The organism is Nocardia spumae, assembly GCF_020733635.1.
GTDB lineage: Bacteria > Actinomycetota > Actinomycetes > Mycobacteriales > Mycobacteriaceae > Nocardia > Nocardia spumae.
Genome location: NZ_JAJFZL010000001.1, coordinates 4,426,507 through 4,448,079 on the forward strand (window position 1 = coordinate 4,426,507; position 21,573 = coordinate 4,448,079).

Sequence of the window (21,573 nt, forward strand, 5' to 3'; positions counted from 1 at the left end):
CGCCCGCCCCCGGTCAGTCCCCGGCCGTCGCGAGTACTCCGGCCAATTCGGCGCGCGAGGTGATGCCGAGTTTCGGGAAGATGCGGTGCAGATGGGTACTCACCGTGCGATGCGACAGATACAGTCGCTGCCCGATCTCGCGGTTGGTCAGCCCTTCGGCGGCCAATTGCGCGATACCCAGTTCGTGTGCGGTCAGCGTGTCGCGGGCGTCGGGATCGCGGCGCGGACTGGTCTCGCCCGCACCGCGCAGTTCACGACGGGCCCGATCGGCCCACGGCCCCGCGCCCAGGGCGTCGAAGGTGTCGCGGGCCGCCCGCAGATGCGCGCGGGATTCGACGATGCGCCGCTGCCGCCGTAGCCATTCACCGAAGGCCAGCTGTATCCGGGCCCGTTCGAGCGGCCAGGCGGTGAGATCGGCGTCGAGCGCGGCGGTGAACCGGTTCTCGGCGGGATCCAGTAGCGCTCGCGCGCACCGCACTCCGATCCACAGCGCCGGGGACGGTGTGCGCCGGCCGAGGTCGCCGAGTTCGGCCACGATCGACTCGACCTCGCCGGCGCGGCCCGATCGCACGGCGGCCTCGGCGAGGTCACCCAGGATGTAGCCGCGCAGCGCGGGTTGATATGCCGGATCGGCGGGATCGAGGATGCGTTGCAGATCGGCCAGCGCGTCCTCGTACCGGCCCTGGCCGAGTGCGATGAGAGCGCGGGCGCGTTGCACGGTGGCCAGCACCGGACGTGCGGCGACGGCCAGCCCGATGCGTCGCGCCCGGTCGGCGGCATCGGCGGCGGCATCGAAATCGCCACGCAGCGCGGCGATTTCGGCGGTGACCGCGACCGCCAGCCCGTACATGTAGTGCTGGCCGGTTTCCGGGCCGAGACGCTCGGCTTCGGCGGCGGCGGTGGCGGCGCCGCTCAGATCTCCGGTGCGCGCGCAACTCCAGGCCCGCACCGCCAGCGCACGAGTCAGCAGGCCGAGCCGGCCTTGCGCACGCAGGCCGGGGATGGCCGCGGCGGAGAAGCGCGACGCGAGATCGAAGGCGCCGATCTGCAGGGACGCACTGCCGAGGTAGCGGTCCACCTCCGGGTCGGCGCCGGTCGTACCGGCCAGCGCGCGCAGCGCGGCCCATACCCGCGCACCACGTTCGAAGGGCGCCACGTACGCGGTGATCGCGACGATCCGGGGATCGTCGGCGGGCAGCGACATCGCGTCGGCGACCTCGAGCAGCACCCGGCGCGCCTCGGGGCCCGGCTCGGACCAGAAGCATCGCATCGCGGTGGCCCACAGGATCCGCATCGCCGACTCCCGATCACCTTCGGCGGCAACGGATTCGGCCAGCCGCGCGAGTTCGGTCACCCGGGCCGGATCCTCGCCGACACCGTCGTCGAAACCGCTCAGCAGCCAGGTCGCCAGGGCGCGCTGCCGGGGTGTGAGATCGCCGGCGGCGTCGAGCAGCCTGGTCACCGTGTCGCGATCGCCGGTCTCGACCGCCAGTTCGGCGGCACGCAGCAGCCGCTCGGCGCGCCGCGGTGCCGCCTCGCTCAGATACGCCGCTTGCTCCAGGGCCGTGACGGCCGCCGCGACACCGCCGCGTCGCAGAGCGCGTTCGGCGGTGGCTTCCAGGTCGTCGGCGGTGGTGTCGTCGGGTCCGGTGACGGCGGCGGCGCGGTGGCGCGCCGCGCGATCCGGCCGATCGACCAGAGTGTCCGCCACCGCCGCGTGGGCCCGGCGCCGCAGCTCCGGTTCGGCGGCCGCCGGGATCGCCGAGCACATCAGCGGATGCCGAAATCGCACCGCGCCGGAATCGATATCGATGAGGCGGGCGTCGAGCGCGGGCGTGAGAACGCCGGCGTCGACCGGGTCGCCCTGCAGCAGGGCCGCGGCCGTCAGCGTCTGCGCCACCGACAGTTCGTCGAGGGCCGCGACCAGCAACGCCGCGCGCGTCGGCGCGGGCAGTTGGTCGGCGCGCAGACCGAAGGCGCGTTCCAGCCGGTCGGTGAGGGGAAGTTCCGCCGCCGCGGCATCGACATCCGCGCGTAATTCCCTCAGCGCCAGCGGATTTCCGTCCGCGGCGCGCAACACCCGCGCGCGGATGCCCCGCTCCAGTCCGGGGACGTCGCTGTCGAGCAATTGCGCTGCCTCGTCCTCGCTCAGCCGCGACAGCGACAGCACCGCGAGTCCGGCGTCCGACAGCGGGGTGCCGGCACCGTCACGTGCGGTCGCGGCCAGCACGATCGGTTCGGATTCCAGTCGCCGCGCCAGGAAGGCCAGCACCGCCGCACTCGGACGATCGAGCCAGTGCAGATCCTCGACCACGACCAGCAGGGGTTGGTCGGCCGCCCGGTCCGACAGCAGGGTCAGCACCGCCGAGCCGATCAGGTACTCGGTCGGCGCAGGCGCTTCCGCGAACCCGAGGGCCGCGTCGAGGGCCGCTGCCTGGGGGGCGGGCAGCGCCGGAATGCCCGCGCGCAGCGGGAACACGATCTGATGCAGTCCGGCGTAGGGCAGATCCTGTTCGGCCGGAACGCCTGTCGCGCTCACCGCCCGCACGCCCGCGACCGATGCCATGGCCAGCAGCTCCCGCAGCAACGCGGACTTGCCGATACCCGCTTCGCCCTCGATCAGGACCGCACCGCCACGTTCGGAGATCCCGGCGATCATCTCGTCGAGATATTTGAGCTCCGATTCCCGCCCGACCAGCGCCATCCGCTCGCACTCCTGTCCGATTCCGGGACCGGCCGACGCCGATCACCGCAAGGCGGTATCACCGGCAATCGAGCCTACCGGCACCCGCGCGCTCAGAACGCCGCGACGACAGCGGCGGCGATGAACAGCACCTGCACGAGGGTGCGCAGCGGCAGCGGCATCGTCTTGATCCCCAGATCGGCGCGCGCCGCGCGCACGTTCGCCGGGAACATCACCACCAGCAGCGCCACCAGCGCGCCGGCCGCGATCGGTGCCACGGGCGGGATCAGCAACCCGATCGCACCGGCCGCCTCCAGCACACCGGTGAGGGTGACCAGCCCCGCGGGCGACGGCAGCCGCGGCGGCACCATCGCGATCAGGCCGTCACGACGCGGCTGCAGGAAATGGGCCGAGGCGGTGAGCAGGAACATCGCGGCCAGGCCGATGCGCAGCGCGTGTGGCCACGAGTCGAGCCAGTCGACGATATCCACCCAACCGGCCAGCCGGGCGAGTCCGGTGACGACGACGAGAACGATGAGCGGTGCCATGAGGACTCCCGGGGCCGCGATGCAATCTTGACAGTGGCTAGATTAGCTCGGATCGCCGGATCGGTCAACGGCCGCGCCCGAGCGGGGAAATACTCGGCTGCCTCGGAGGCGTTGGCACTGTTAAGGTCGGGCGGAATCGGAATCGGAATCGAGGAGACCGGACATGGTTGGTGAACTCGTCATCTCCGGATAAATCCGGAAATGCGGCCACCGGCGGGCGCGAGCGGCGCCGCCGCGGTGGCCATGTCGTCGTTCACTCACACCGACTTCCGAGGTCATATACACATGTCCGATGCTCGCATCGTTTGTTCGAACCTGTCGTTCACCTGGCCCGATGACACTCCCGTCTTCGAGAACCTGTCGTTCAGCGTCCCCGGTGGGCGGACCGGACTGGTCGCACCCAACGGCGCCGGCAAGACCACGCTGCTGCGATTGATCGCCGCGGACCTCACTCCCACCGCCGGTAGCGTCTCGGTGGACGGGGTGCTGGGCTATCTGCCCCAGAATCTGCCGCTGACCGGGGGTCTCACCGTCGCCGAGGTACTCGGCGTCGCACCGGTGCTGGCGGCGCTGGCGGCCGTCGAATCCGGCGACACCGACGAGGAACACTTCACCGTGATCGGCACCGACTGGGATATCGAGGAGCGCACCCGGGCCCAGCTGGACCGCTTGGGGCTCGGCGAACTGCCGCTGGACCGCCGGCTGCACACCCTCAGCGGCGGGCAGATCGTCACACTGGGACTGGCGGCGCAGCTACTGCGCCGCCCCGATGTCCTGTTGCTCGACGAGCCCACCAACAACCTCGATCTGGATGCGCGCCTGCGGCTCTACGACGTGCTCGCCGAATGGAACGGCTGCCTGTTGCTGGTCAGCCACGATCGCGCCCTGCTCGACCGCACCGATCGCATCGCCGAACTGCACGGCGGTGACATCCGTTTCCACGGAGGCAATTTCACCGATTACGAAGCCGCGGTCGCGGCCGAGCGCGAGGTCGCGGAGAAGAACATCCGCAATGCCGAACAGGAGGTCAAGCGGGAGAAGCGCGAATTGCAGCAGGCCCGTGAACGCGCCGCCCGGCGAGCCGGGACCGCACAGCGCAATCTCGGCAACGCCGGGCTGCCGAAGATCTTCGCGGGCACCATGAAACGCAACGCCCAGGAGTCGGCCGGGCGCGCGAGCCAGACCCACAGTGCGCGCCTGGACGCGGCGAAGAGCCGCCTCGACGAAGCCGGGCGGGCACTGCGCACCGATCACCGCCTCGCACTCGAACTGCCGGATACCGAAGTCCCGGCCGGGCGGACACTCGTGACCGCCGAACACCTCCGGTTCCGGCTCGGCGATCGTGATCTGTTCGCCGGCGACGGTGTCGATCTCACCATCCGCGGGCCGGAACGGATCGCCCTGACCGGTGCCAACGGCGCGGGCAAATCGACACTGCTGCGCATCATCGGCGGCGAGCTCACTCCCGACAGTGGGACCCTCACCCGCGCCGACGGGCGGATGGCCTACCTGTCGCAGCGGCTGGATCTGCTCGACCTCGACCGCACGGTGAACGAGAATCTGACCGACTTCGCCCCGCATCTGCCGGCGGCGCAGCGGATGAACCTGTTGGCACGCTTCCTGTTCCGCGGTCCCCGGGTGCATCTGCCGGTCGGCGTGCTGTCGGGCGGCGAGCGGCTGCGCGCCACCCTGGCCTGTGTGCTGTTCGCCGAACCGGCACCGCAATTGCTGCTGCTCGACGAGCCGACCAACAACCTCGATCTGGTGAGTGTCGGACAACTGGTCAACGCGCTGGATTCGTATCGGGGTGCGATCGTGGTCGTCAGTCACGACGAACGCTTCCTCGACGAGGTGAACGTCGGACGCCGGCTGTTGCTCGAGCAAGGCCGGCTCTCGGACAGCACGTCGGGGTCGGCACTCACCACTCCGGACTAGGTCCGGCCCGGTCCCGCCGCCTGCCGACTCGTTTCGGGTGCACCATAGGGATTCTCCGCATCCGGCATCCCGAACGAGCCGGCTCACGGCGGGTGACGAGCCGGGACACCGGGCACCGAAAGAATGTGTTTCGGACAGCGGCGCGCGGGGAACACCAGCATCCGGTGTCACTCGGATCGAGCGTAGGCGCGGATCGTGTGCACACCGCATGACCTGCCCGTAGCCGGAAGCGAGACCTGACCCACCGATCCATGACGCACCGGCGCTCGCCGTCACCTCCGCGACGCGGTCCGCCCCACTCCCCGGGCATCGCGACCGGGTGCATCTCCCGCACTCCGGCCAGGACACGTCACTCACCATTCGATCGATCGAAACGCCGCCGCCACAGACCATATCGGCGGATTCGGCGATCCTTGCGTGTCCGCCGACAGGGCGGTCGAATCGAAAGTCGTTCCGGTACAGAGTATTTCACATTCGAGATCGCAGAATGAGGCGTCGATACGAGGATTTCGTGGGTAGAGTTTCTTGCGGTTGTGATTCGACGGCCCGCGGGGTCGCGGCCGATGACGTGGAAGTAGATGAGGCTCCGATGACCATCCCGGTGACGCTGCGAGATCGGTTGATCCAGGCCACCATTCACCTCTTGTCCACCGAGGGCCTCGGCTCGCTGACCGTGCGCCGCGTCTCGCAGATCTGCGACGTCTCGACGATGGCGATCTACTCCAACTTCACGGGAATGCCCGGACTGCTCCGCGCCGTCGGCTCGGCGGGCTTCGCTCAGCTGTCGGCCCGGCTGGCCGGATGCGGCCGGTCCGACGACCCGCTGACCGACATTCTGGTGCTGGGCTTCGCCTTCCACGACGAGGCCTTACGCAAACCGGAACTGTTCCGAGTGATGTTCGCGACCGAACCGCCGAAGGTCGAGGTCGAGTTGCATCGCGGCAACATCCTGTCCGGGACCGGCGATTGCGACTTCGACAACTTCGCCGAAAGTTTCGACCACATGGTGTGCGCGACCCAGCGCGCGGTGGACGCCGGACTGGTCCGCACGGGCAACGCGCGCGCGGCCGCGGCCCAGTTCTGGACCGGGCTCTACGGATTCGCGCAGCTCGACCTGGCCGGGCTCTACGGTGACCGAGGGGTGGGTGAGGTGCTGCTGCCCTCGATGGTGAACATCATGATCGGGATGGGCGCCGATCCGGACCGGATGCGGCAGTCGGCGAGCCGCGCGGTGGAGCGAGGCCTGTCACCGGCCGCGTGAACCGCGCCGCCGTCGTTGCCGGATACGACGACGGCCCACCCCCGAGGGGGTGGGCCGTTCGGTTCGGGCCGAGCTATTTCACGGTCACCGTCATGGAGAACCGCTGTCCCGGGTTGCCCTGATCCCACGGCCGCACCGACACCAGGCTCAACCGGGTGCTGCCCGCGCGGGCGGCGGTGAAGGTCCAGACGCTGGTCCCGGGCGCTCCCGGCATCACACTGCCCGGCCGGAACACCGGGTCACCCTCCTGGGCGAGCACGCCGCGATCGACCTCGCCGATCTGCCAGACATATCCGGTCGACGGGTTGTCCGGCAGAGCGACCGCCAGTTCCTGACCGACCGACAGATCCGTGTTCCCGCCATCGCCATCGGTTCCGACGATGATCGGCTCCGAGACCGCCTGCACGACGCCGGGCACAGCGGGAATCGGGTCGGCCCCGGCAACCGCATCCGCCCCACCGGCAGCCACCGCCAAACCGAAAACAACCATCAGCAAAGGTGTACGCACCGCATTCCTTCCATATTCGAACGGCGCTCACACCCTACAGTCGCGGTCAGCTCAGTAATGCCAAACCACCATAGGCACCGGAGAATTCGGGATGCCCGCCTCCCTCCACGGGATGGTCCGGCCGCCACAGCGGCAACTGGACCAGGCCCGGTTCCAGCAGCGGCCAGTCGTGGAAGAATCCGGCGATATGGTCCTTGTCGCGCAGCACGATCTCGGTCGAGGTGCGCCCCGACAACTTCTGCGCCTCCAGCACCTCGGCCGGCTGGCCGTCGGCGGTGGCATGGGTGATCGCCAGATAACTGCCCGGGACGACGGCCTGCTGCAACCGCGCCACACAGCCGGCCGGATCGGCCTCGTCGGGCACGAAATGCAGGACACCCAGCAGCAATACGGCGATCGGACGGTCGAAATCGAGTACCTCACGCACCAGCGGATCGGACAGGATGCGCGCGGTATCGGCCATATCGGCCTGGATCACCGCGGCATGCGGATTACCGTCCAGGATCGCGCGGCTGTGCGCCACCGCCACCGGGTCGATATCGACATAGACCACCCGCGCCCCCGGATGGCGCGCCTGGGCCACCTCGTGCACATTGCCGACGGTCGGAATTCCGGAGCCCAGATCCAGGAATTGGGTGATACCCGCATCCACCAGATAACGCACACAGCGCCGCAACAGATCTCGATTGGCGCGCATGGTTTCGGCGACATCGGGCGTGAACGCCTCGATCTGACGCGCCAATGTGCGATCGATCTCGAAATTGTGCATCCCGCCGACGAAATAGTCGTAAACCCGGGATGCGCTGGGACGATCCAGGTCGATGCCTTCGGGCGCCCAACCAGGTCTGGTCATCGCAACCTCTTCCGAACTCGGCCCCGCCGGAAGACGAAGCCTCGCAATCGTATTCGACACGCTTGCGAAACTCCCGCAGTTCACATGAAGTCCATGCCCCGGCTACGATCATCGACATGGCGTGGGATGGGTCCGAACACGACGGTCCGCACGCCGACCTGGCGCATCGATGGGCGACGGCGCTCGGCGGCGGGGTCCGCGATCACATCGTTCCGATGAGTGTGTCCGAGGCACGCCACCTGCTACTGACCCTTGCCCGGGGTTTGCTCGACGCCGCCGAATCCGGCGGAACCGCACGCGCCACCGAACTCGGCGGCGAGCTCGCCCGCGCACATTTCGTCGGCGACGAGGTGCTGGGACGTACCATGACCGTTCTGGCAACCTATTTCGCCGAACTCGACATGGCCTCGGGTCGGGCCGCCGAACTGATCGGCGCCTTCGCCGTCGGCTACGTACGCGCGTTCCGGGCATGGCTGCTCAGCGAACAGGAAAGTGTGCGCACCGCCGAAATCGCGGCGCGCAGTGTGGTGGAGGAACAGTTGCGCGCCAGTGAGGCCCGTTTGCGGGCCGTGTTCTCCCAGGCCGGTATCGGCACGGGGCTGTCGGATATGTCCGGCCGGATCATCGAGGTCAACAACGCGTTCGCCGCGATGCTCGGCTACGAACCGGAGCAGATGTACGAACTCGAGGTCACCGACCTCACCCATCCCGACGATCCGCCGGGCATGTGGGAGTTGTACGCCGGCGTGCTGCGGGGCGAACACGAGCACGCCCAGATGGAGAAGGCCTACCGTCATCGCGACGGGCACACGGTCTGGACCAATATCAACGTCTCACTGATCCGCGACGATCACGGCCGACCCCAGTACACGCTGGTGCTGGTCGAGGACATCTCCGAACAACGGGAACTGCGCGAGCGGCTCAGCTACCGCGCCCATCACGATCCGCTGACCGGCCTGGCCAACCGATCCCGGTTCTTCGACGCGCTCACCGAGGCCTTCGCCGATCCCGATGCGCGGGTGGGACTCTGCTACGTCGACCTCGATCACTTCAAGGCCGTCAACGACACCTTCGGCCACTCCATCGGCGACGAGTTGCTCACCCGCGCCGCGGCCCGGCTGTGCGCGTGCGCGGTCGGGGAGAACAATCTCGTGGCCCGCATGGGCGGCGACGAATTCGTCATCCTGGTCCCCCGCACCCGCCGCCGGCGCGAATTGATCGATCTGGCCCGCACCGTGCTCGACGCGTTCACCGTGCCGTTCGACATCGACGGCCATCGGCTGCGGATCGGGGTGAGTATCGGCGTCATCTCCGAACAGGCCGCCGAGACCACCACCGAGGAACTGCTGCAGGCCGCCGATTCCACGATGTACTGGGCCAAGACCGACGGCCGCGGCCGCTACGCGGTCTTCGATCCCAGTCGCCGGCGGCGCGAGCACACCCGGGCCGAACTACTCGCGGACCTGCCCGGAGCGCTGGCGCGCGGTGAATTCTTCCTCGACTACCAGCCGATCGTCTCGCTGGCCGATCATCGCCCGGTCGCGGTGGAAGCGCTTGTGCGCTGGCATCATCCGCAACTGGGCATTCTGAGTCCCGCCCGGTTCATCGATCTCGCCGAGAACGGCGGTCACATCATCGCGCTGGGCACGGTGGTGCTGGAACAGGCGTGCCGGGAGGGTCGGCGCTGGTGCGATCGGTTCGGTGAGCAGGCCCCGGTGGTGAGCGTGAACGTCTCCGCCGAGGAGGTCGCCGATCCGGCGTGGCTCGAGCGGGTGCAGAAGGTGGTGGCCGACACCGGAATCGCACCCGATCGTCTGCAACTGGAGCTCACCGAACGCACGTTCATGCATGCGATCGGCCGCCCGCTGCAGGCGTTGCATACCCTCGCCGAGTCCGGAATCCGCATCGCCATCGATGATTTCGGTACCGGCTACTCCAATCTGGCCTATCTGGGCCAGCTTCCGTTGCATGTGGTGAAACTCGCCGGACCGTTCATCCACCGCATCCGCAACGCCGGAACGGTCGGCCGCAGCGATCTGCTGATCCTGGAGACGATCATCGATCTCAGCCACGATCTGGGATTGAGTGTCACCGCCGAATGTGTGGAGACCCGGCATCAGGCCGACCGGCTGCTGGGATTGCGCTGCGATACCGCCCAGGGCTGGTACTTCCACCACCCGGTCCACGCCGATGTGATCGCGGACCTGCTCGAGCGTGAGCTCACCGCACCCGGATCTCCACCGATCGATCTGCCGGCGGTGCTTCCGGATCCGCACGCTCCCTGAGGCTTCCGGCCCCCGGTGGTGAGGTGCGGTGAGCACCTCACCACCGGTGTGCACCCTTACCGGATCAGAACGCGGTTCCGCCGGTGGCCGCGCTGCGACCGTGCTTCATGATCACCGCGCCGACCAGTGCGACCGCCGCCGCGGCAGCGACGAAGTAGAAGCCCAGCTCGTACCCGCGATCGGCGAACAGCAGCGGAATATCCTTGGTGGCCACGTGATTACCGGCCACCGAGATCTCGGCGCGTACCGGATTGGCGTTCAGGAACGCGGTGGCCACCGCGATACCGATCGCGGCACCCATCGAGTTCATCACTCCCAGCATGCCCGCGCTGATGCCCTGCTGTTCAGCGGGCACTCCCTCCACGATGAGGTTCGGTGTCGAGGCGTAGTACAGGCCGAAGGCGAGACCGTAGACGGCGCTGATCACCGCGATGACCGGCCAGCTGTGTTCGAAGACGCCCAGGGCCGTCGCGGTCACCGCCATCACGCCCAGGGCCACGATCAGCGGCAACCGCGCACCCGAGCGACGGATCCAGAATCCGCCGATCAGGCCGGCGATCATGCCGACGATCGCCTGCGCCAGCGTCACGTTCACGGCGAATCCCAGCAGGCTCAGATCGTCGCCGTAGGTGTAGCCCGGATCGAGGCTCACCTGGACGGCCTGCGCCGGCAAGGTCTGCCCGGTCTGCGCCTGGATCTCGGCGATCGTGCCCTGCACGACACCGGCGGTGACCTCCGAGGCCGGCGGCGACTGGGTCATGTATCCCACCGCGTAGCCCTGATAACCGATCATGAACGAGGCCAGTAGCGCGATGAACAGCACGACGCTCACCCGCGGGTTGAACAGCAGTTTCATATCCATGATCGGCTGGCGCACCCGAAGCTCGACGAGCGGAAAGGCGGCCAGCAACACCAGTCCGGCGATCAGCCATACGAGGGTGGACGGCTTCGACCAACCCCAGTCCTGCCCCTTGTCCAGGTAGATCAGCGTCAGCGTCGCGCCCGCGGCCAGCAGGACCGCACCCACCACATCCAGTCGCTGCGGTGTGCGCAGCTTCGATTCCGGCACGATCAGCGCCACCAGCGGAAGCATGATCAGGGTGAACACGAACAGGAACCAGAAGATCGCCCGCCAGGTGTGGTGATCGACGATGTAGCCGCCGATCAGTGGCCCCGCCACCGCGGAGACGCCCAGACCGGTGGACGCGACACCCAATCCGATCGGCACGTACTTGCGCGGCATCAGATCCCGGATCAGGCCGTAGGAGATGATCGCCGTGGCGATCGCGGTGGCCTGCAGACCGCGCCCGAGCAGGAACAACATCCAGTTGCTGGTGGTCGCGCACAGTGCGCAACCGATCAGGAAGAGCACCCCGCAGAGCAGGAACATGCGCTTCTTACCCCAGATATCGCTCATCTTGCCGATCAGCGGTGAGGCCGCGGCGCCGATCACACCGAAGATGATGATCGCCCAGTTGATGTTGGCGCCCTGATCGGGGAACGTCGGCGCGATCTGACGCAACGCCGCCGACACCATGACGAACTGCATCGGCGCGACTTCGGTGAAAAGCACGATGACCGCGAGCACCGTGAAGATGCGCAGCGGCGACGCACCGTCGAGCCGGCCGCTCGTATCGGCCGGCTCCGGCGGTGTCGTGGCTTCGAGGGAGGTGGACATTGGCGTCCTCCAGGTGACAGGTGAACAAGATGGCGTGAACCGTGTCACATTCCTGAAGCCCGGAGTATCAGCGAGCCCGGTCAGTGGGACCGGTCTCACTGATACACCTCTCGATTACCCGTCTCACCGAACCCGGTACCGGCGGCGACCGGTGCAGGGCACAATGCTGTGATGCTCAACTTGTACTACGGCTTGTTCTACCTACTGCTCGAGGGAGAACGGCTGAGTCACATCCTCGGATTGTGAACTGCCACCGCAGCTTTCCGGTGCTGCGAGGGCGGGTCAGCCGATATTCGCCGACAGGTCCGGGGCCATCCGGTACACCTCGTCCCGCCAGTTGTTCCAGGCGTGGATTCCGTAGGCCGGGAAGTCGTAGGCGACATTGCGCGCCCCCAGCGACCCCATGCGCACCTGGAACGACCGGGTATTGGCCAGCGCCAGCGCCTCGAGACCCATCCCGTTGACAGTTCCGGCGTTCGGCCCGTCGGCCGCGGTCGGCAGACCGCTACCCGCCGAGATCCACAGCCGGGTGTTGTTCTGAATCAGCCGGGGCGCGAAGACGAACGGGTCCATCCGCAACCACTGCGGCCCCCACGGCGGAGCCATCGAATCGACGTTGTAGCCGCCGGCATCGAGCATCGCGACCCTGATCGCCTCCCGCATACCGGGCGCGGAGATGTTGAGGTAACCGGAGAAGGACCCGGCGAAACTGAACTGATCCGGATGATAGGCAGCCAGCGTCAACGCGGCGCTACCACCCATCGACAGCCCGAAGACACCGTTGCGGTCGGCCCGGAAACCCAGCCGGTCACGCAGCGCGCTGCGCAGGTTGCCGGTCAGGAAGCTCTCCCACTTGTAGGTGTAGGACTTACCCGGACCGCCGGAGAACGCGTCCAGTGCACCCGATCCCGAAGAGGAGCCGGCCGCCGACCCGGATCCGGGCGGTACCCCCAGGAAGCTCGAGGGCGCGTTCCAGTCCGCGTAGAAGCTGGACTGGCCGCCGACCGGCATCACGACGTTGATATTCCACGAGGTCAGCAGGCGGGCGATATCGGTTTCGATCTCCCACCCGTTGAGGTCGTCGCGGGCGCGCATCCCGTCGAGGGCGTAGACCACGCGATCGGTGTTGCCGTCGGCCGCCCGGAAGATCCGGGACTTGACCGGGCCCATATTCGAATCGACCCAGAAGTCGAACCCGGACGGATCGAAGGCCGCGGCCGCCCGCGGTACCTGGCCCGACACCGCGGCGGTCAGCGGCACGAACACTGCCAGCGCCAGGGTGAGCACGGTCCGCCCGAGCGTCGTGCCGGTGCGGCCGGATCTCGGCCGACGACGCAATCTTCGCATGTAAAAGCACCTTTCGTGATCGAACGCCGCGATCCGCGACCCCCTGACGCATCGAGACGGTGCGCAGTACCACCGCCCGACTCCGGCCTCGGCGGAGTCGCCGCACTGCGCGTGTCACGCTCGTATCGACCGTTCGACCGGCACCGTTACTGAAATGTGATGTTTACTTCCGAGGCGGCCGTTTCCGCATAACAGACATACCGACCGAACCTAGGCGGCGGACGGATCGGACGCCCGCACCCCGGCATCGTCCAGCGCGATCGTGCGAGCCACCTTCTGCGGAGCCCCGCCGATGAGCCCGCGCCACGGCAGATAGGGCAGCATCCGCACGTTCAGATTGCGGAAGGCGATCATCACTCTGCTGTTCGGCGCGTACCACGCACCCACCCCTTCGGCGAACTTCTGACAGGCGTCGACCATCGGACGCATGCGCTGTTCGTACCGCGCGAAGGCGATGCGGTGATCACCGGTGGCCGCGGCCAGTTCGGCGGCCAGCACATAGGCGCCGACCAGCGACAGGTCCGCACCCTGCCCCGACAGCGGTGAGGCGCAGTACCCGGCGTCGCCGACCAGCGCCACCCGACCCGACGACCAGGTCTGCATCCGGATCTGCGCCATGGCGTCGAAGTAGAAGTCCGGTGCCGCGGGCAACTCTTCGAGCAACGCCGGCACCTCCCATCCCTCCCCGGCGAAGGTTTCGGTCAGAATCTCGCGCTGGCGCGCGGTATCACGGTAGTCGTAGTCGAGCGGTTCCGACGCCCACGCGAAAATCGCCTTGGCCTCGGAGTTCGACCGCGCGCTGTAGCTGCCGGCGATCTTTCCGGGCGAGTTGTAATCCAGTTCCCAATGGTCGAGGCCGAGCACATTGGGGATGGTGTAGATCGAGATGTAGTAGCCCATGTGCCGCAGGAAGTCCGACTCCGGCCCGAAAACCAGTTTCCGGGTGTTCGAGTGCACTCCGTCGGCCCCGACAACCAGGTCGAAGGTCCGCGGCCCGGCCTGTTCGAAGACCACGCGCACACCCTCGTCGTCCTGGCTCAGCGCGGCGATCGAGTCGCCGAACAGGTATTCCACGTCGTCGCGGGTCGCCTCGTAGAGCACTTCGGCCAGATCACCGCGCTGGATTTCGGTATCGCCGTCCGCACCGACGCCGTTGAAGGTCTCACTGTCGATACTCGCCCGCACCCGCCCGGCCGCATCCACATACGACGTCCCCCGCTTCCCGGTGCTGCGTTCGTGCACGTGCTCCAGCAGCCCCATGCGGCGCACCACCTCGGTGGCCGTACCCAGGACGTCGATGGCTTGGCCGCCGGCTCGCAGGGAACCGGACTTCTCCACGATCGTCGGTTCGAAGCCGTGGCGCGCGAGCCAGAACGCGAGGGCCGGCCCCGCGATGCTCGCACCGGAAATCAGGACTCTGCGGTTGCTCATCTGCTGCATGGCACGACGGTACGACAAAATTGCGCAACTGCGCAAGACGTCCGTCTAATGCGGATGCGCTACTCTGTTCGGCATGGGTAATCGCGAGGATCTGCTGGCGGGCGCGCAGCGCTGCCTGTTCGACAAGGGGTACGACCGAACCACCGTGCGCGATATCGCGACAGCGGCGGGGGTGAGCATGGCCGCGATCGGCTATCACTTCGGCACGAAGGAGGCCCTGCTGGGCGAGGCGCTGGCACAGGCGACTCGCGAGTGGGGTGACGACCTCGCCGGAGCCGTCGCGAATTCACCCGCGGCCGCCGATCATGGCGCCCCCCGGTTCGAGGCTCGCTGGGACGCGGTGATCGACAGCATCGCCGCACATCACGGTCTGTGGTCGGCCACCTTCGACGCGCTGGCCCGGCCGGATATTCGCCGGCGACTGGCGGACAATCTCGGCGAGGCCCGCACCGGCCTGGCACACCTGCTCGAGGACATCGACGAGCCGGACACCGCGGTGTCCGGCCGCGCGACCGCGCCGTCTTCGGACGCCGATGCGGTCGGCGCCCTGTGCCAGGTGTTGCTCACCGGCCTGGCCGCCCATCAACTCATCGACGCCCAGAGCACACCCCGCGGGCGCGATCTCGCCCGCGCGATCCGCTTCCTCGCCGCACGGATCGATAGTGAGAACGAGCCGGAATAGAGATGATCCCGGCACTCCCCGCGCCGGACCTACTTGTCCGGGAAAGACACCGAGAATCCGACGGCGATGAGCGCGGCGGCGATCACGGACAGAATGGCGATGCTCCACATGGCGGACCTCTTCGATTGTGGGCCAAGCGGATTCACCATAGCGTGAGCGAGGTCACAGAACGACCGGAACGGAATCATTCGGAACCCATTGCGCGCCAGCGCCGCGGCGACACTCCGGCGGTGGTCCGAAATACCCTCGCGAAGTATCCCGGATCGGAAATCCCTACCCGGCGGGCGATCTCACCGATAGGCAGATCCGTGACCGCCAGCAGGCGGCGCGCCTCCGCCATCCGCCGCTCGATGATCCAATCCTGAACCGTCCGCCCCGTTCTGCGGCGCACGACGGTGGTCAGATGGCCCGCCGACATACCGACCGCTTCGGCCACATCGCGTAACGACAGTTCCGCACCGAACCGCGCACCGATGACATCGAATACCGCCGCCAGCAACGGTTCCCCGTTGCGCCGCAGATCGCCCACCGAGTCGACCGCGATCCGGGCCAGATCGATGAGCAACAACGTCACATAGGCCAGCGCCGCTTCCCGATATCCGTCCTCGCGACGCGCCAATTCCGACTCCAGGGACTCGATCATGCTGTCCCACATCGCTGCCCGCTCGGCGGGAAGTTCGAGCCGCAACAGGCCACCGCGCCGGCCGTGTAGAAACGGGAACAGCAGAGGATGCGCACGCCAGGCCGGCCACGGCGCCCGTCCCGCGCCGTCGAGCGCCAGCGGATCGAAGGTCACGACCACACAACCGTCGAGCACCGGCGTTCCCGCCGCGTCGATGACCTCCCCCGCGGCCACGACATACACCGCGTCCGTCCCCGGATTGCGCAGCAGCGCCGGAAATTCGTGAATATGGCGGTGACCGGTCGTGGACGCCACCGGTACGTCGATGTGCACCACCGATACCGGGGCCACGGCCGGATCGCCGCGGTAGCCGTAGACCGGCACTCCGTCGCGATGTCGCACCGCCCGGGCCATCTCGAACAGGTCCCCGCTCATGCGCCGATAATAGTCCTACTTTTGCCGAATATCCCCCGACAATACTGGCCTCGGCACCGGCACCATCGATTCATGACCGAAAATAATCCACGCCGGGCGACTCGGACCGCGGACGACAGCCACGACTATCTGCCCGCCGCGGGCCGGGACTCCCTACTCCCGTTCTACGATCTACTCACCCACCTGGTCGGTATGCCCAAGATCTACGACACCCTCCTCGACTACGCGGCGCTCCGGCCCGGAGACCAGGTCCTCGAAATAGGGTGCGGTACCGGCAATCTCATCGTGCGCGCGAAGCGAGCCCAGCCCACCATCGTGGCGGTGGGCTCGGATCCGGACCCACTGGCCTTGGCACGCGCGCAGCGAAAAGCACGCGGACTGATTGGAATCCGCTTCGAGCGCGGATATGCCCAGCGCCTGCCGTTCCCGGACGGGACGTTCGACCGAGTACTGTCGTCGCTGATGTGGCATCACCTGCCCGACGATGTCAAAACAGCGGCAGCGCAGGAGATCCGGCGCGTACTGCAGCCGGGTGGCAGCCTGTATCTGGTCGATGTCGGCGGCCACATCACCGCCGCCGACGGGTTCAACGCGCGCCGCGCCCTGCACAACCCCTACGTGGCCGACAATCTGGGTGACGGAATCCCGGCACGATTGGCGGCCGCGGGCCTGGACTGCGCCGAGATCGCCTCCCGGAAGCTGCGGCGCATCGGCCGCATCACCTACTACCGCGCCTCCCGTCCGGACTGACCTCCCCGCGCCGCGTCGCTGCCTGTCGAAACCGGGCGGCGACGCGAATGCCGGGCCTGCCCGCCTCGCCGATCATTCATGCATAGATGCTTATATGTCCGTGAGATAGTGTGTCCTGCGGATAGTGGTCGGTGCGGGCCGTGATCGGCCCGCACCGTCACCGTCGCTATCGCTTGGAGCGATCCCGCTTCTCGCGCACACGCACCGAGATACGCACCGGAGAACCGGCGAAACCGAATTCCTCGCGCAGGCGGCGCTCCAGGAAGCGGCGATAGCCGGCCTCCAGGAATCCGGTGGTGAACAACACGAAGGTCGGCGGCCGGGTGGTCGCCTGGGTAGCGAACAGTACTCGCGGCAACCGCCCGCCCCGCATCGGCGGCGGCGTGGCGGCGATGACCTCCTTGAGCCAGGTGTTGAGGCGGCCCGTCGGAATGCGCTGATCCCAGGAGTCCAGTGCGGTTTCCATTGCCGGGACGAGCTTCTGGACGGCGCGGCCGGTGTGAGCGGAGATGTTGACCCGCTGTGCCCACGGCACCCGCACCAGTTCCCGCTCCACCTCACGCTCGAGCTGATAGCGGCGGTCCTCGTCGACCAGATCCCACTTGTTGAATGCCAGCACCAGGGCGCGGCCGGTGTCGGCCACCATGCCGATCACCCGCAGATCCTGCTCGGTGATCGGTTCCGACGCGTCGATCAGCATGATCGCTACCTCGGCCGCCTCGATCGCGGCCTTGGTTCGCAGCGAGGCGTAGAACTCGGTCCCGTCGGCATTGCCGACCTTGCGGCGCAATCCCGCGGTGTCGACGAAACGCCATGTCTTACCGCCCAGTTCGACCAGCGAATCGACCGGGTCGACGGTGGTGCCGGCGACATCGTGCACCACCGAGCGTTCGTCACCGGACAGCTTGTTCAACAGACTCGACTTACCCACATTGGGTTTACCGACCAGCGCGACACGACGCGGTCCCCCGCCGCCGACCCCCTCGCGCGGGGTTTCCGGCAGGACGGCCAGCACGTCGTCGAGCAGATCGCCGGTGCCGCGGCCGTGTGCCGCCGAGACCATCCGCGGCTCGCCCAGGCCCAGCGACCACAACACGGCGGCATCGGCCTCGGCCTTCTCGCCGTCGACCTTGTTGGCGACCAGGATCACCGGAGTCTTGGAGCGGCGCAACGTCTTCGCCACCGCCTCGTCGGTCGCGGTCGCGCCGACGGTGGCATCCACCACCAGCAGGATCGCGTCCGCGGTATGCATCGCCAGTTCGGCTTGGCGCGCCACCGATTGCTGTAGCCCCTTGGCATCAGGCTCCCAGCCGCCCGTGTCCTGCACCAGGAATCGGCGTCCGGCCCAGCTCGCCTCGTAGGAGACACGGTCGCGGGTGACGCCCGGAATATCCTCCACGACCGCCTCGCGACGACCCAGAATCCGGTTCACCAGTGTCGATTTGCCGACATTGGGACGGCCGACGACGGCGACCGTGGGCATCGGCACATGCTCGTGCGCCTCGGCGTCGCCCTCGAAATCGGCGATCTCCCAATCGGATTCGTCGGACCAGATGCCGTCACCGGCGACGGTGTCGGCATTCGAACTCGGCGTCACACTCGGGCTCATCTGCGCTCTCCCACCGTAATCTGCTGTGCCACAACCCGGTACAGCTCGTCGATAACCTGCTCCATGGTCAGCTCGCTGGTGTCGACCCGGACTGCGTCCTCGGCCGGACGCAGCGGTGACACCGCGCGGGTGGAGTCCAGATTGTCGCGGCGCTGCACATCGGCCAGGACCGCCTCGTAATCGTCGCCGCGTCCCTCGGCGATGTTCTGCTGATTGCGCCGGACCGCCCGTGCCTGCGCCGAGGCGGTCAGATAGATCTTGGCGTCGGCGCCGGGCAGTACGACCGTGCCGATATCGCGGCCTTCGACCACGATCCGCCCGGCCGATGCCGCGATCTCACGCTGCATGGCGACCAGCTGGGCACGCACCTCGGCGACCGCGGAGACCGCCGACACCGCCTTGGTGACGGCGTCACCACGGATTTCGGAGGAGACGTCCTCGCCGTCGAGTTCGATGACCTCACGACCCGGATCGGTACCGATGGTCAGCGGCAGATCTTTGACCGCGGCCGCGATCGCGGCCTCATCGGCAAGTTCAACACCGCCGCGCAGCACCTGCAGCGTGGCGACTCGATACATGGCGCCGGTGTCGAGATATCGGGCGGCGAGCCGGGCGGCCAGCCGGCGCGACACGCTCGACTTGCCGGTGCCCGACGGGCCGTCCATAGCGACCACGAGCGCCGAACCCGTGCTGTCGTCCTCGCCGATGCCGGATGCACTCACGTCGCGGCCTCCTCGGATCCGATCGTCCAGCATTTCCACACCACTCACAACGACACCGCCTCGTAGAGCTTCCCGATTTCGTCACGTCCCAGTACCCGCAGCGTGCCCGACCGCTGATCGCCGAGCGCGACCGGACCGATATGGGTGCGGACCAGCGCGGTGACCGGATGGCCGACCTCGGCCAGCAAGCGACGCACGATGTGCTTGCGGCCCTCGTGCAGCACCACCCGGACCAGCGATTTACCTTCGCTGACGTCGAGCACCTGGAATTTGTCGACCTTCGCCGGGCCGTCGTCGAGTTCGACGCCGTCGCGCAGCTGCTTGCCGACGCCTCGATGCACCTCGCCGTGCACGGTGGCCAGATAGGTCTTCGACACCTGGAACGAGGGATGCATCAGGCGATGGGCGAGATCTCCGTCGTTGGTGAGCAGCAGCAGCCCCTCGGTATCGGCATCCAGGCGGCCGACGTGGAACAGGCGCTGACCGGCCATCACGCGTTCTGCGACGATATCGCCGACGCAGGGGCGGCCGAGCTCGTCCGACATCGTCGACTGGAAGCCCTTGGGCTTGTTCAGTGCCAGATAAACCTGCTCGTCGCGGACGACCACGCGGACGCCGTCGACCCGGACGACCGCGGTGTCGGGATCGATGCGCAGACCCTGTTCCCGCACGATCGCGCCGTCGACCTCGACCCGGCCCTGTTCGATGAGCTCTTCGGCGGCGCGGCGCGACGCCACACCCGCCTTGGCGAGCACCTTCTGCAGGCGTTCGCCCTCACCCCACGGCAACTTCTTGGGCCCGGTCTCCTCCACCTCGACGTTCTGGTGACGCGCCGGTTTGGCGAAACTCAGCACGGTCGGCGGAGTCTTGCGCTTCTTCGGTCTCGGTGCGCTGGGACGAGGCCGTCCCGGGGTGGCGCCGCGGTCACGCGCTCCGGGCGCAGCGTCACCGCGCGTGGTACGCGCGTCGTCCCGGCCGTAGCGCGCTTCGCCGCCCCCGCGGGCCTCACCGGCCGCCCGGCCGCGGGCGAACCGGTCACCGCCGCGGCTGCCGCCGCTCTCGGGCCGCCCGTAGCGGTCCTCGGTGCGGCCGGTGCGCGCGCTGCGACCGTAGCTGTCCCCACCCCGCGCGGTGCGGTCGTCCGGCCGTCCGGACCGCGAGCCGCGGGCGTCGCGACCACGGCCGTAGGAGTCGTCCCCGCGAGCGTATCGGTCGCCTCGGCCGGGCTGTCCGCCGCGCTCGGCGCCGAAGCCGCCGCGGCTGTCCTCACGCCGGTCGGAGCGTCCTGCTCCGCCACGCGCGGCGCGAGCACCGCCGCGCGGCGGGTCGCTGTGTCGATTCCTACGGTCCGGTGTGCCATCTCGGCGAGCGGGTGTATTCACGTGGTCCTCTGTTGTTCGCAGGCTCCGGTGCGGAGTCCTGTCAATTCTCGGCGCCGAGATCGATATCCGATTCGGCGGGCTTCTTCAGCTTGGCGTACCGGGGATCGGTGTCCAGGCTCTCGTTGATCTCATCGATCAGGTCGACGCCCGGCAGTAGGGGCGCCAGCGACGGGAGTTCCGCCAGCGACGCGAGCCCGATCCGTTCCAGGAACAGTTCGGTGGTGACATAGAGCGTGCCGTTGGTATCGACATCGGTACCGGCCTCGGCGATCAGTCCTCGCGCCACCAGAGTGCGGATGACACCGTCGACATTCACACCGCGCACAGCACTCACTCGTGCTCGCGTAACCGGTTGACGATAGGCGATGACGGCCAGAGTCTCCAAAGCGGCCCTCGTGAGCTTGGACCGCGCGCCGTCCAGAAGCATGCGTTCGACATAGGGCGCGTACCGGGTACGGGTGTACAGACGCCAGCCGTCACCGACGTATCGCAGGTCGATTCCGCTGTCACGCGCGGTCCACTCGGCCGACATCTCGAGCAGTACGCGTTCGACGCGCGCCCGGGAGTCGTCGACGGCCGCCGCCAGTAGTTCCACCGGCGCCGGCGCGTCCACCACCAGCAACATCGCCTCGAGCGCCGATCGCAGCTCCTCGTCGTCGAGCGGCCGGATCGCCTCCTCGTCGTCCGGATCCACCACCTCGTCCGGATCGGGTCCGGCCTCCGGTCGAGCACCATCGGCGGCCGCCGCGCCGACCGGCTCGCCCACCGGCGGCCCGGCCACCGTGGTCTCGGCGGACATATCGGCCTCGGTGGTGGCGATGCCGGCATCCGGG

At 68.0% G+C, this 21,573-nt stretch carries 17 protein-coding genes; 5 read left to right on the top strand and 12 right to left on the bottom strand.

The features are described 5' to 3' along the window. Positions 1 to 13 precede the first annotated feature (13 nt). Positions 14 to 2,704 (bottom strand): ATP-binding protein, encoded by a 2,691-nt coding sequence (locus tag LKD76_RS19745; RefSeq protein WP_227982800.1) that lies wholly within the window; start codon positions 2,702 to 2,704, stop codon positions 14 to 16. A 92-nt stretch (positions 2,705 to 2,796) separates the two neighbouring features. Beyond that, positions 2,797 to 3,231 carry a DoxX family protein gene (locus tag LKD76_RS19750; RefSeq protein WP_227982801.1) on the bottom strand — a complete coding sequence of 145 codons (435 nt, stop codon included), beginning with the start codon at positions 3,229 to 3,231 and terminating at the stop codon, positions 2,797 to 2,799. Between the two features lie 285 nt (positions 3,232 to 3,516). Here LKD76_RS19750 and LKD76_RS19755 point away from each other — a divergent pair, with 285 nt between their 5' ends. Together LKD76_RS19755 and LKD76_RS19760 are read left to right on the top strand one after the other, a co-directional pair. Continuing rightward, a complete protein-coding gene (locus tag LKD76_RS19755; protein WP_227982802.1) occupies positions 3,517 to 5,166 on the top strand; it encodes an ABC-F family ATP-binding cassette domain-containing protein in 1,650 nt (549 codons plus the stop codon). A gap of 589 nt (positions 5,167 to 5,755) precedes the next feature. Continuing rightward, positions 5,756 to 6,427 (top strand): TetR/AcrR family transcriptional regulator, encoded by a 672-nt coding sequence (locus tag LKD76_RS19760; protein ID WP_227982803.1) that lies wholly within the window; start codon positions 5,756 to 5,758, stop codon positions 6,425 to 6,427. Positions 6,428 to 6,500: 73 nt separating this feature from the next. Here the strand turns inward: LKD76_RS19760 and LKD76_RS19765 are convergent, their stop codons facing one another. Further along, positions 6,501 to 6,935 (bottom strand): protease inhibitor I42 family protein, encoded by a 435-nt coding sequence (locus tag LKD76_RS19765; RefSeq protein WP_227982804.1) that lies wholly within the window; start codon positions 6,933 to 6,935, stop codon positions 6,501 to 6,503. Positions 6,936 to 6,981: 46 nt separating this feature from the next. Beyond that, positions 6,982 to 7,788 (bottom strand): SAM-dependent methyltransferase, encoded by an 807-nt coding sequence (locus LKD76_RS19770; protein WP_227982805.1) that lies wholly within the window; start codon positions 7,786 to 7,788, stop codon positions 6,982 to 6,984. A gap of 116 nt (positions 7,789 to 7,904) precedes the next feature. On the opposite strand from LKD76_RS19770, the gene LKD76_RS19775 reads away from it, so the two are divergent. Continuing rightward, on the top strand, positions 7,905 to 10,073 hold the full coding sequence (locus tag LKD76_RS19775) for a putative bifunctional diguanylate cyclase/phosphodiesterase (RefSeq protein WP_227982806.1): 2,169 nt from the start codon (positions 7,905 to 7,907) through the stop codon (positions 10,071 to 10,073). A 64-nt stretch (positions 10,074 to 10,137) separates the two neighbouring features. Here the strand turns inward: LKD76_RS19775 and LKD76_RS19780 are convergent, their stop codons facing one another. The 3 genes from LKD76_RS19780 to LKD76_RS19790 all read right to left on the bottom strand — a co-directional run bounded on the left by LKD76_RS19780 (position 10,138) and on the right by LKD76_RS19790 (position 14,529). Continuing rightward, positions 10,138 to 11,751 (bottom strand): MFS transporter, encoded by a 1,614-nt coding sequence (locus tag LKD76_RS19780; protein ID WP_227982807.1) that lies wholly within the window; start codon positions 11,749 to 11,751, stop codon positions 10,138 to 10,140. A 282-nt stretch (positions 11,752 to 12,033) separates the two neighbouring features. Beyond that, on the bottom strand, positions 12,034 to 13,098 hold the full coding sequence (locus LKD76_RS19785; RefSeq protein WP_227982808.1) for an alpha/beta hydrolase: 1,065 nt from the start codon (positions 13,096 to 13,098) through the stop codon (positions 12,034 to 12,036). A 210-nt stretch (positions 13,099 to 13,308) separates the two neighbouring features. Continuing rightward, positions 13,309 to 14,529, bottom strand: a complete 1,221-nt coding sequence (locus LKD76_RS19790) for an FAD-dependent monooxygenase (protein WP_227982809.1) — start codon at positions 14,527 to 14,529, stop codon at positions 13,309 to 13,311. An 82-nt stretch (positions 14,530 to 14,611) separates the two neighbouring features. Here LKD76_RS19790 and LKD76_RS19795 point away from each other — a divergent pair, with 82 nt between their 5' ends. Then, a complete protein-coding gene (locus LKD76_RS19795; RefSeq protein ID WP_227982810.1) occupies positions 14,612 to 15,220 on the top strand; it encodes a TetR/AcrR family transcriptional regulator in 609 nt (202 codons plus the stop codon). Between the two features lie 184 nt (positions 15,221 to 15,404). On the opposite strand, the gene LKD76_RS19800 is transcribed toward LKD76_RS19795, so the two are convergent. Continuing rightward, positions 15,405 to 16,265: a helix-turn-helix transcriptional regulator gene (locus LKD76_RS19800; protein WP_227985318.1), complete on the bottom strand. Its 861-nt coding sequence runs from the start codon at positions 16,263 to 16,265 to the stop codon at positions 15,405 to 15,407. Between the two features lie 84 nt (positions 16,266 to 16,349). Here LKD76_RS19800 and LKD76_RS19805 point away from each other — a divergent pair, with 84 nt between their 5' ends. After that, complete coding sequence (locus tag LKD76_RS19805; protein ID WP_227982811.1) at positions 16,350 to 17,027, top strand: class I SAM-dependent methyltransferase; 678 nt, start codon at positions 16,350 to 16,352, stop codon at positions 17,025 to 17,027. Between the two features lie 166 nt (positions 17,028 to 17,193). Here the strand turns inward: LKD76_RS19805 and der are convergent, their stop codons facing one another. The 4 genes from der to scpB all read right to left on the bottom strand — a co-directional run bounded on the left by der (position 17,194) and on the right by scpB (position 21,539). Continuing rightward, positions 17,194 to 18,636, bottom strand: a complete 1,443-nt coding sequence (gene der / locus LKD76_RS19810; RefSeq protein WP_227982812.1) for a ribosome biogenesis GTPase Der — start codon at positions 18,634 to 18,636, stop codon at positions 17,194 to 17,196. Continuing rightward, positions 18,633 to 19,301, bottom strand: a complete 669-nt coding sequence (gene cmk / locus LKD76_RS19815; protein WP_227985319.1) for a (d)CMP kinase — start codon at positions 19,299 to 19,301, stop codon at positions 18,633 to 18,635. Before cmk ends, der begins: the two co-directional genes overlap by 4 nt. Positions 19,302 to 19,402: 101 nt before the next feature. Continuing rightward, positions 19,403 to 20,740: a pseudouridine synthase gene (locus tag LKD76_RS32190; RefSeq protein ID WP_227982813.1), complete on the bottom strand. Its 1,338-nt coding sequence runs from the start codon at positions 20,738 to 20,740 to the stop codon at positions 19,403 to 19,405. Positions 20,741 to 20,780: 40 nt separating this feature from the next. Then, positions 20,781 to 21,539, bottom strand: a complete 759-nt coding sequence (gene scpB, locus LKD76_RS19825; protein WP_372465998.1) for an SMC-Scp complex subunit ScpB — start codon at positions 21,537 to 21,539, stop codon at positions 20,781 to 20,783. Between the last annotated feature and the right edge of the window lie 34 nt (positions 21,540 to 21,573).

Coding starts and splice junctions, on each gene's coding strand:
- LKD76_RS19760 (WP_227982803.1), top strand. CDS start 5,756: ATGACCATCCCGGTGACGCTGCGAGATCGGTTGATCCAGGCCACCATT.
- LKD76_RS19770 (WP_227982805.1), bottom strand. CDS start 7,788: ATGACCAGACCTGGTTGGGCGCCCGAAGGCATCGACCTGGATCGTCCC.
- LKD76_RS19750 (WP_227982801.1), bottom strand. CDS start 3,231: ATGGCACCGCTCATCGTTCTCGTCGTCGTCACCGGACTCGCCCGGCTG.
- LKD76_RS19795 (WP_227982810.1), top strand. CDS start 14,612: ATGGGTAATCGCGAGGATCTGCTGGCGGGCGCGCAGCGCTGCCTGTTC.
- cmk (WP_227985319.1), bottom strand. CDS start 19,301: ATGGACGGCCCGTCGGGCACCGGCAAGTCGAGCGTGTCGCGCCGGCTG.
- der (WP_227982812.1), bottom strand. CDS start 18,636: ATGAGCCCGAGTGTGACGCCGAGTTCGAATGCCGACACCGTCGCCGGT.
- LKD76_RS19755 (WP_227982802.1), top strand. CDS start 3,517: ATGTCCGATGCTCGCATCGTTTGTTCGAACCTGTCGTTCACCTGGCCC.
- LKD76_RS19745 (WP_227982800.1), bottom strand. CDS start 2,704: ATGGCGCTGGTCGGGCGGGAATCGGAGCTCAAATATCTCGACGAGATG.
- LKD76_RS19780 (WP_227982807.1), bottom strand. CDS start 11,751: ATGTCCACCTCCCTCGAAGCCACGACACCGCCGGAGCCGGCCGATACG.
- LKD76_RS19790 (WP_227982809.1), bottom strand. CDS start 14,529: ATGAGCAACCGCAGAGTCCTGATTTCCGGTGCGAGCATCGCGGGGCCG.
- LKD76_RS19785 (WP_227982808.1), bottom strand. CDS start 13,098: ATGCGAAGATTGCGTCGTCGGCCGAGATCCGGCCGCACCGGCACGACG.
- LKD76_RS19805 (WP_227982811.1), top strand. CDS start 16,350: ATGACCGAAAATAATCCACGCCGGGCGACTCGGACCGCGGACGACAGC.
- scpB (WP_372465998.1), bottom strand. CDS start 21,539: ATGTCCGCCGAGACCACGGTGGCCGGGCCGCCGGTGGGCGAGCCGGTC.
- LKD76_RS19775 (WP_227982806.1), top strand. CDS start 7,905: ATGGCGTGGGATGGGTCCGAACACGACGGTCCGCACGCCGACCTGGCG.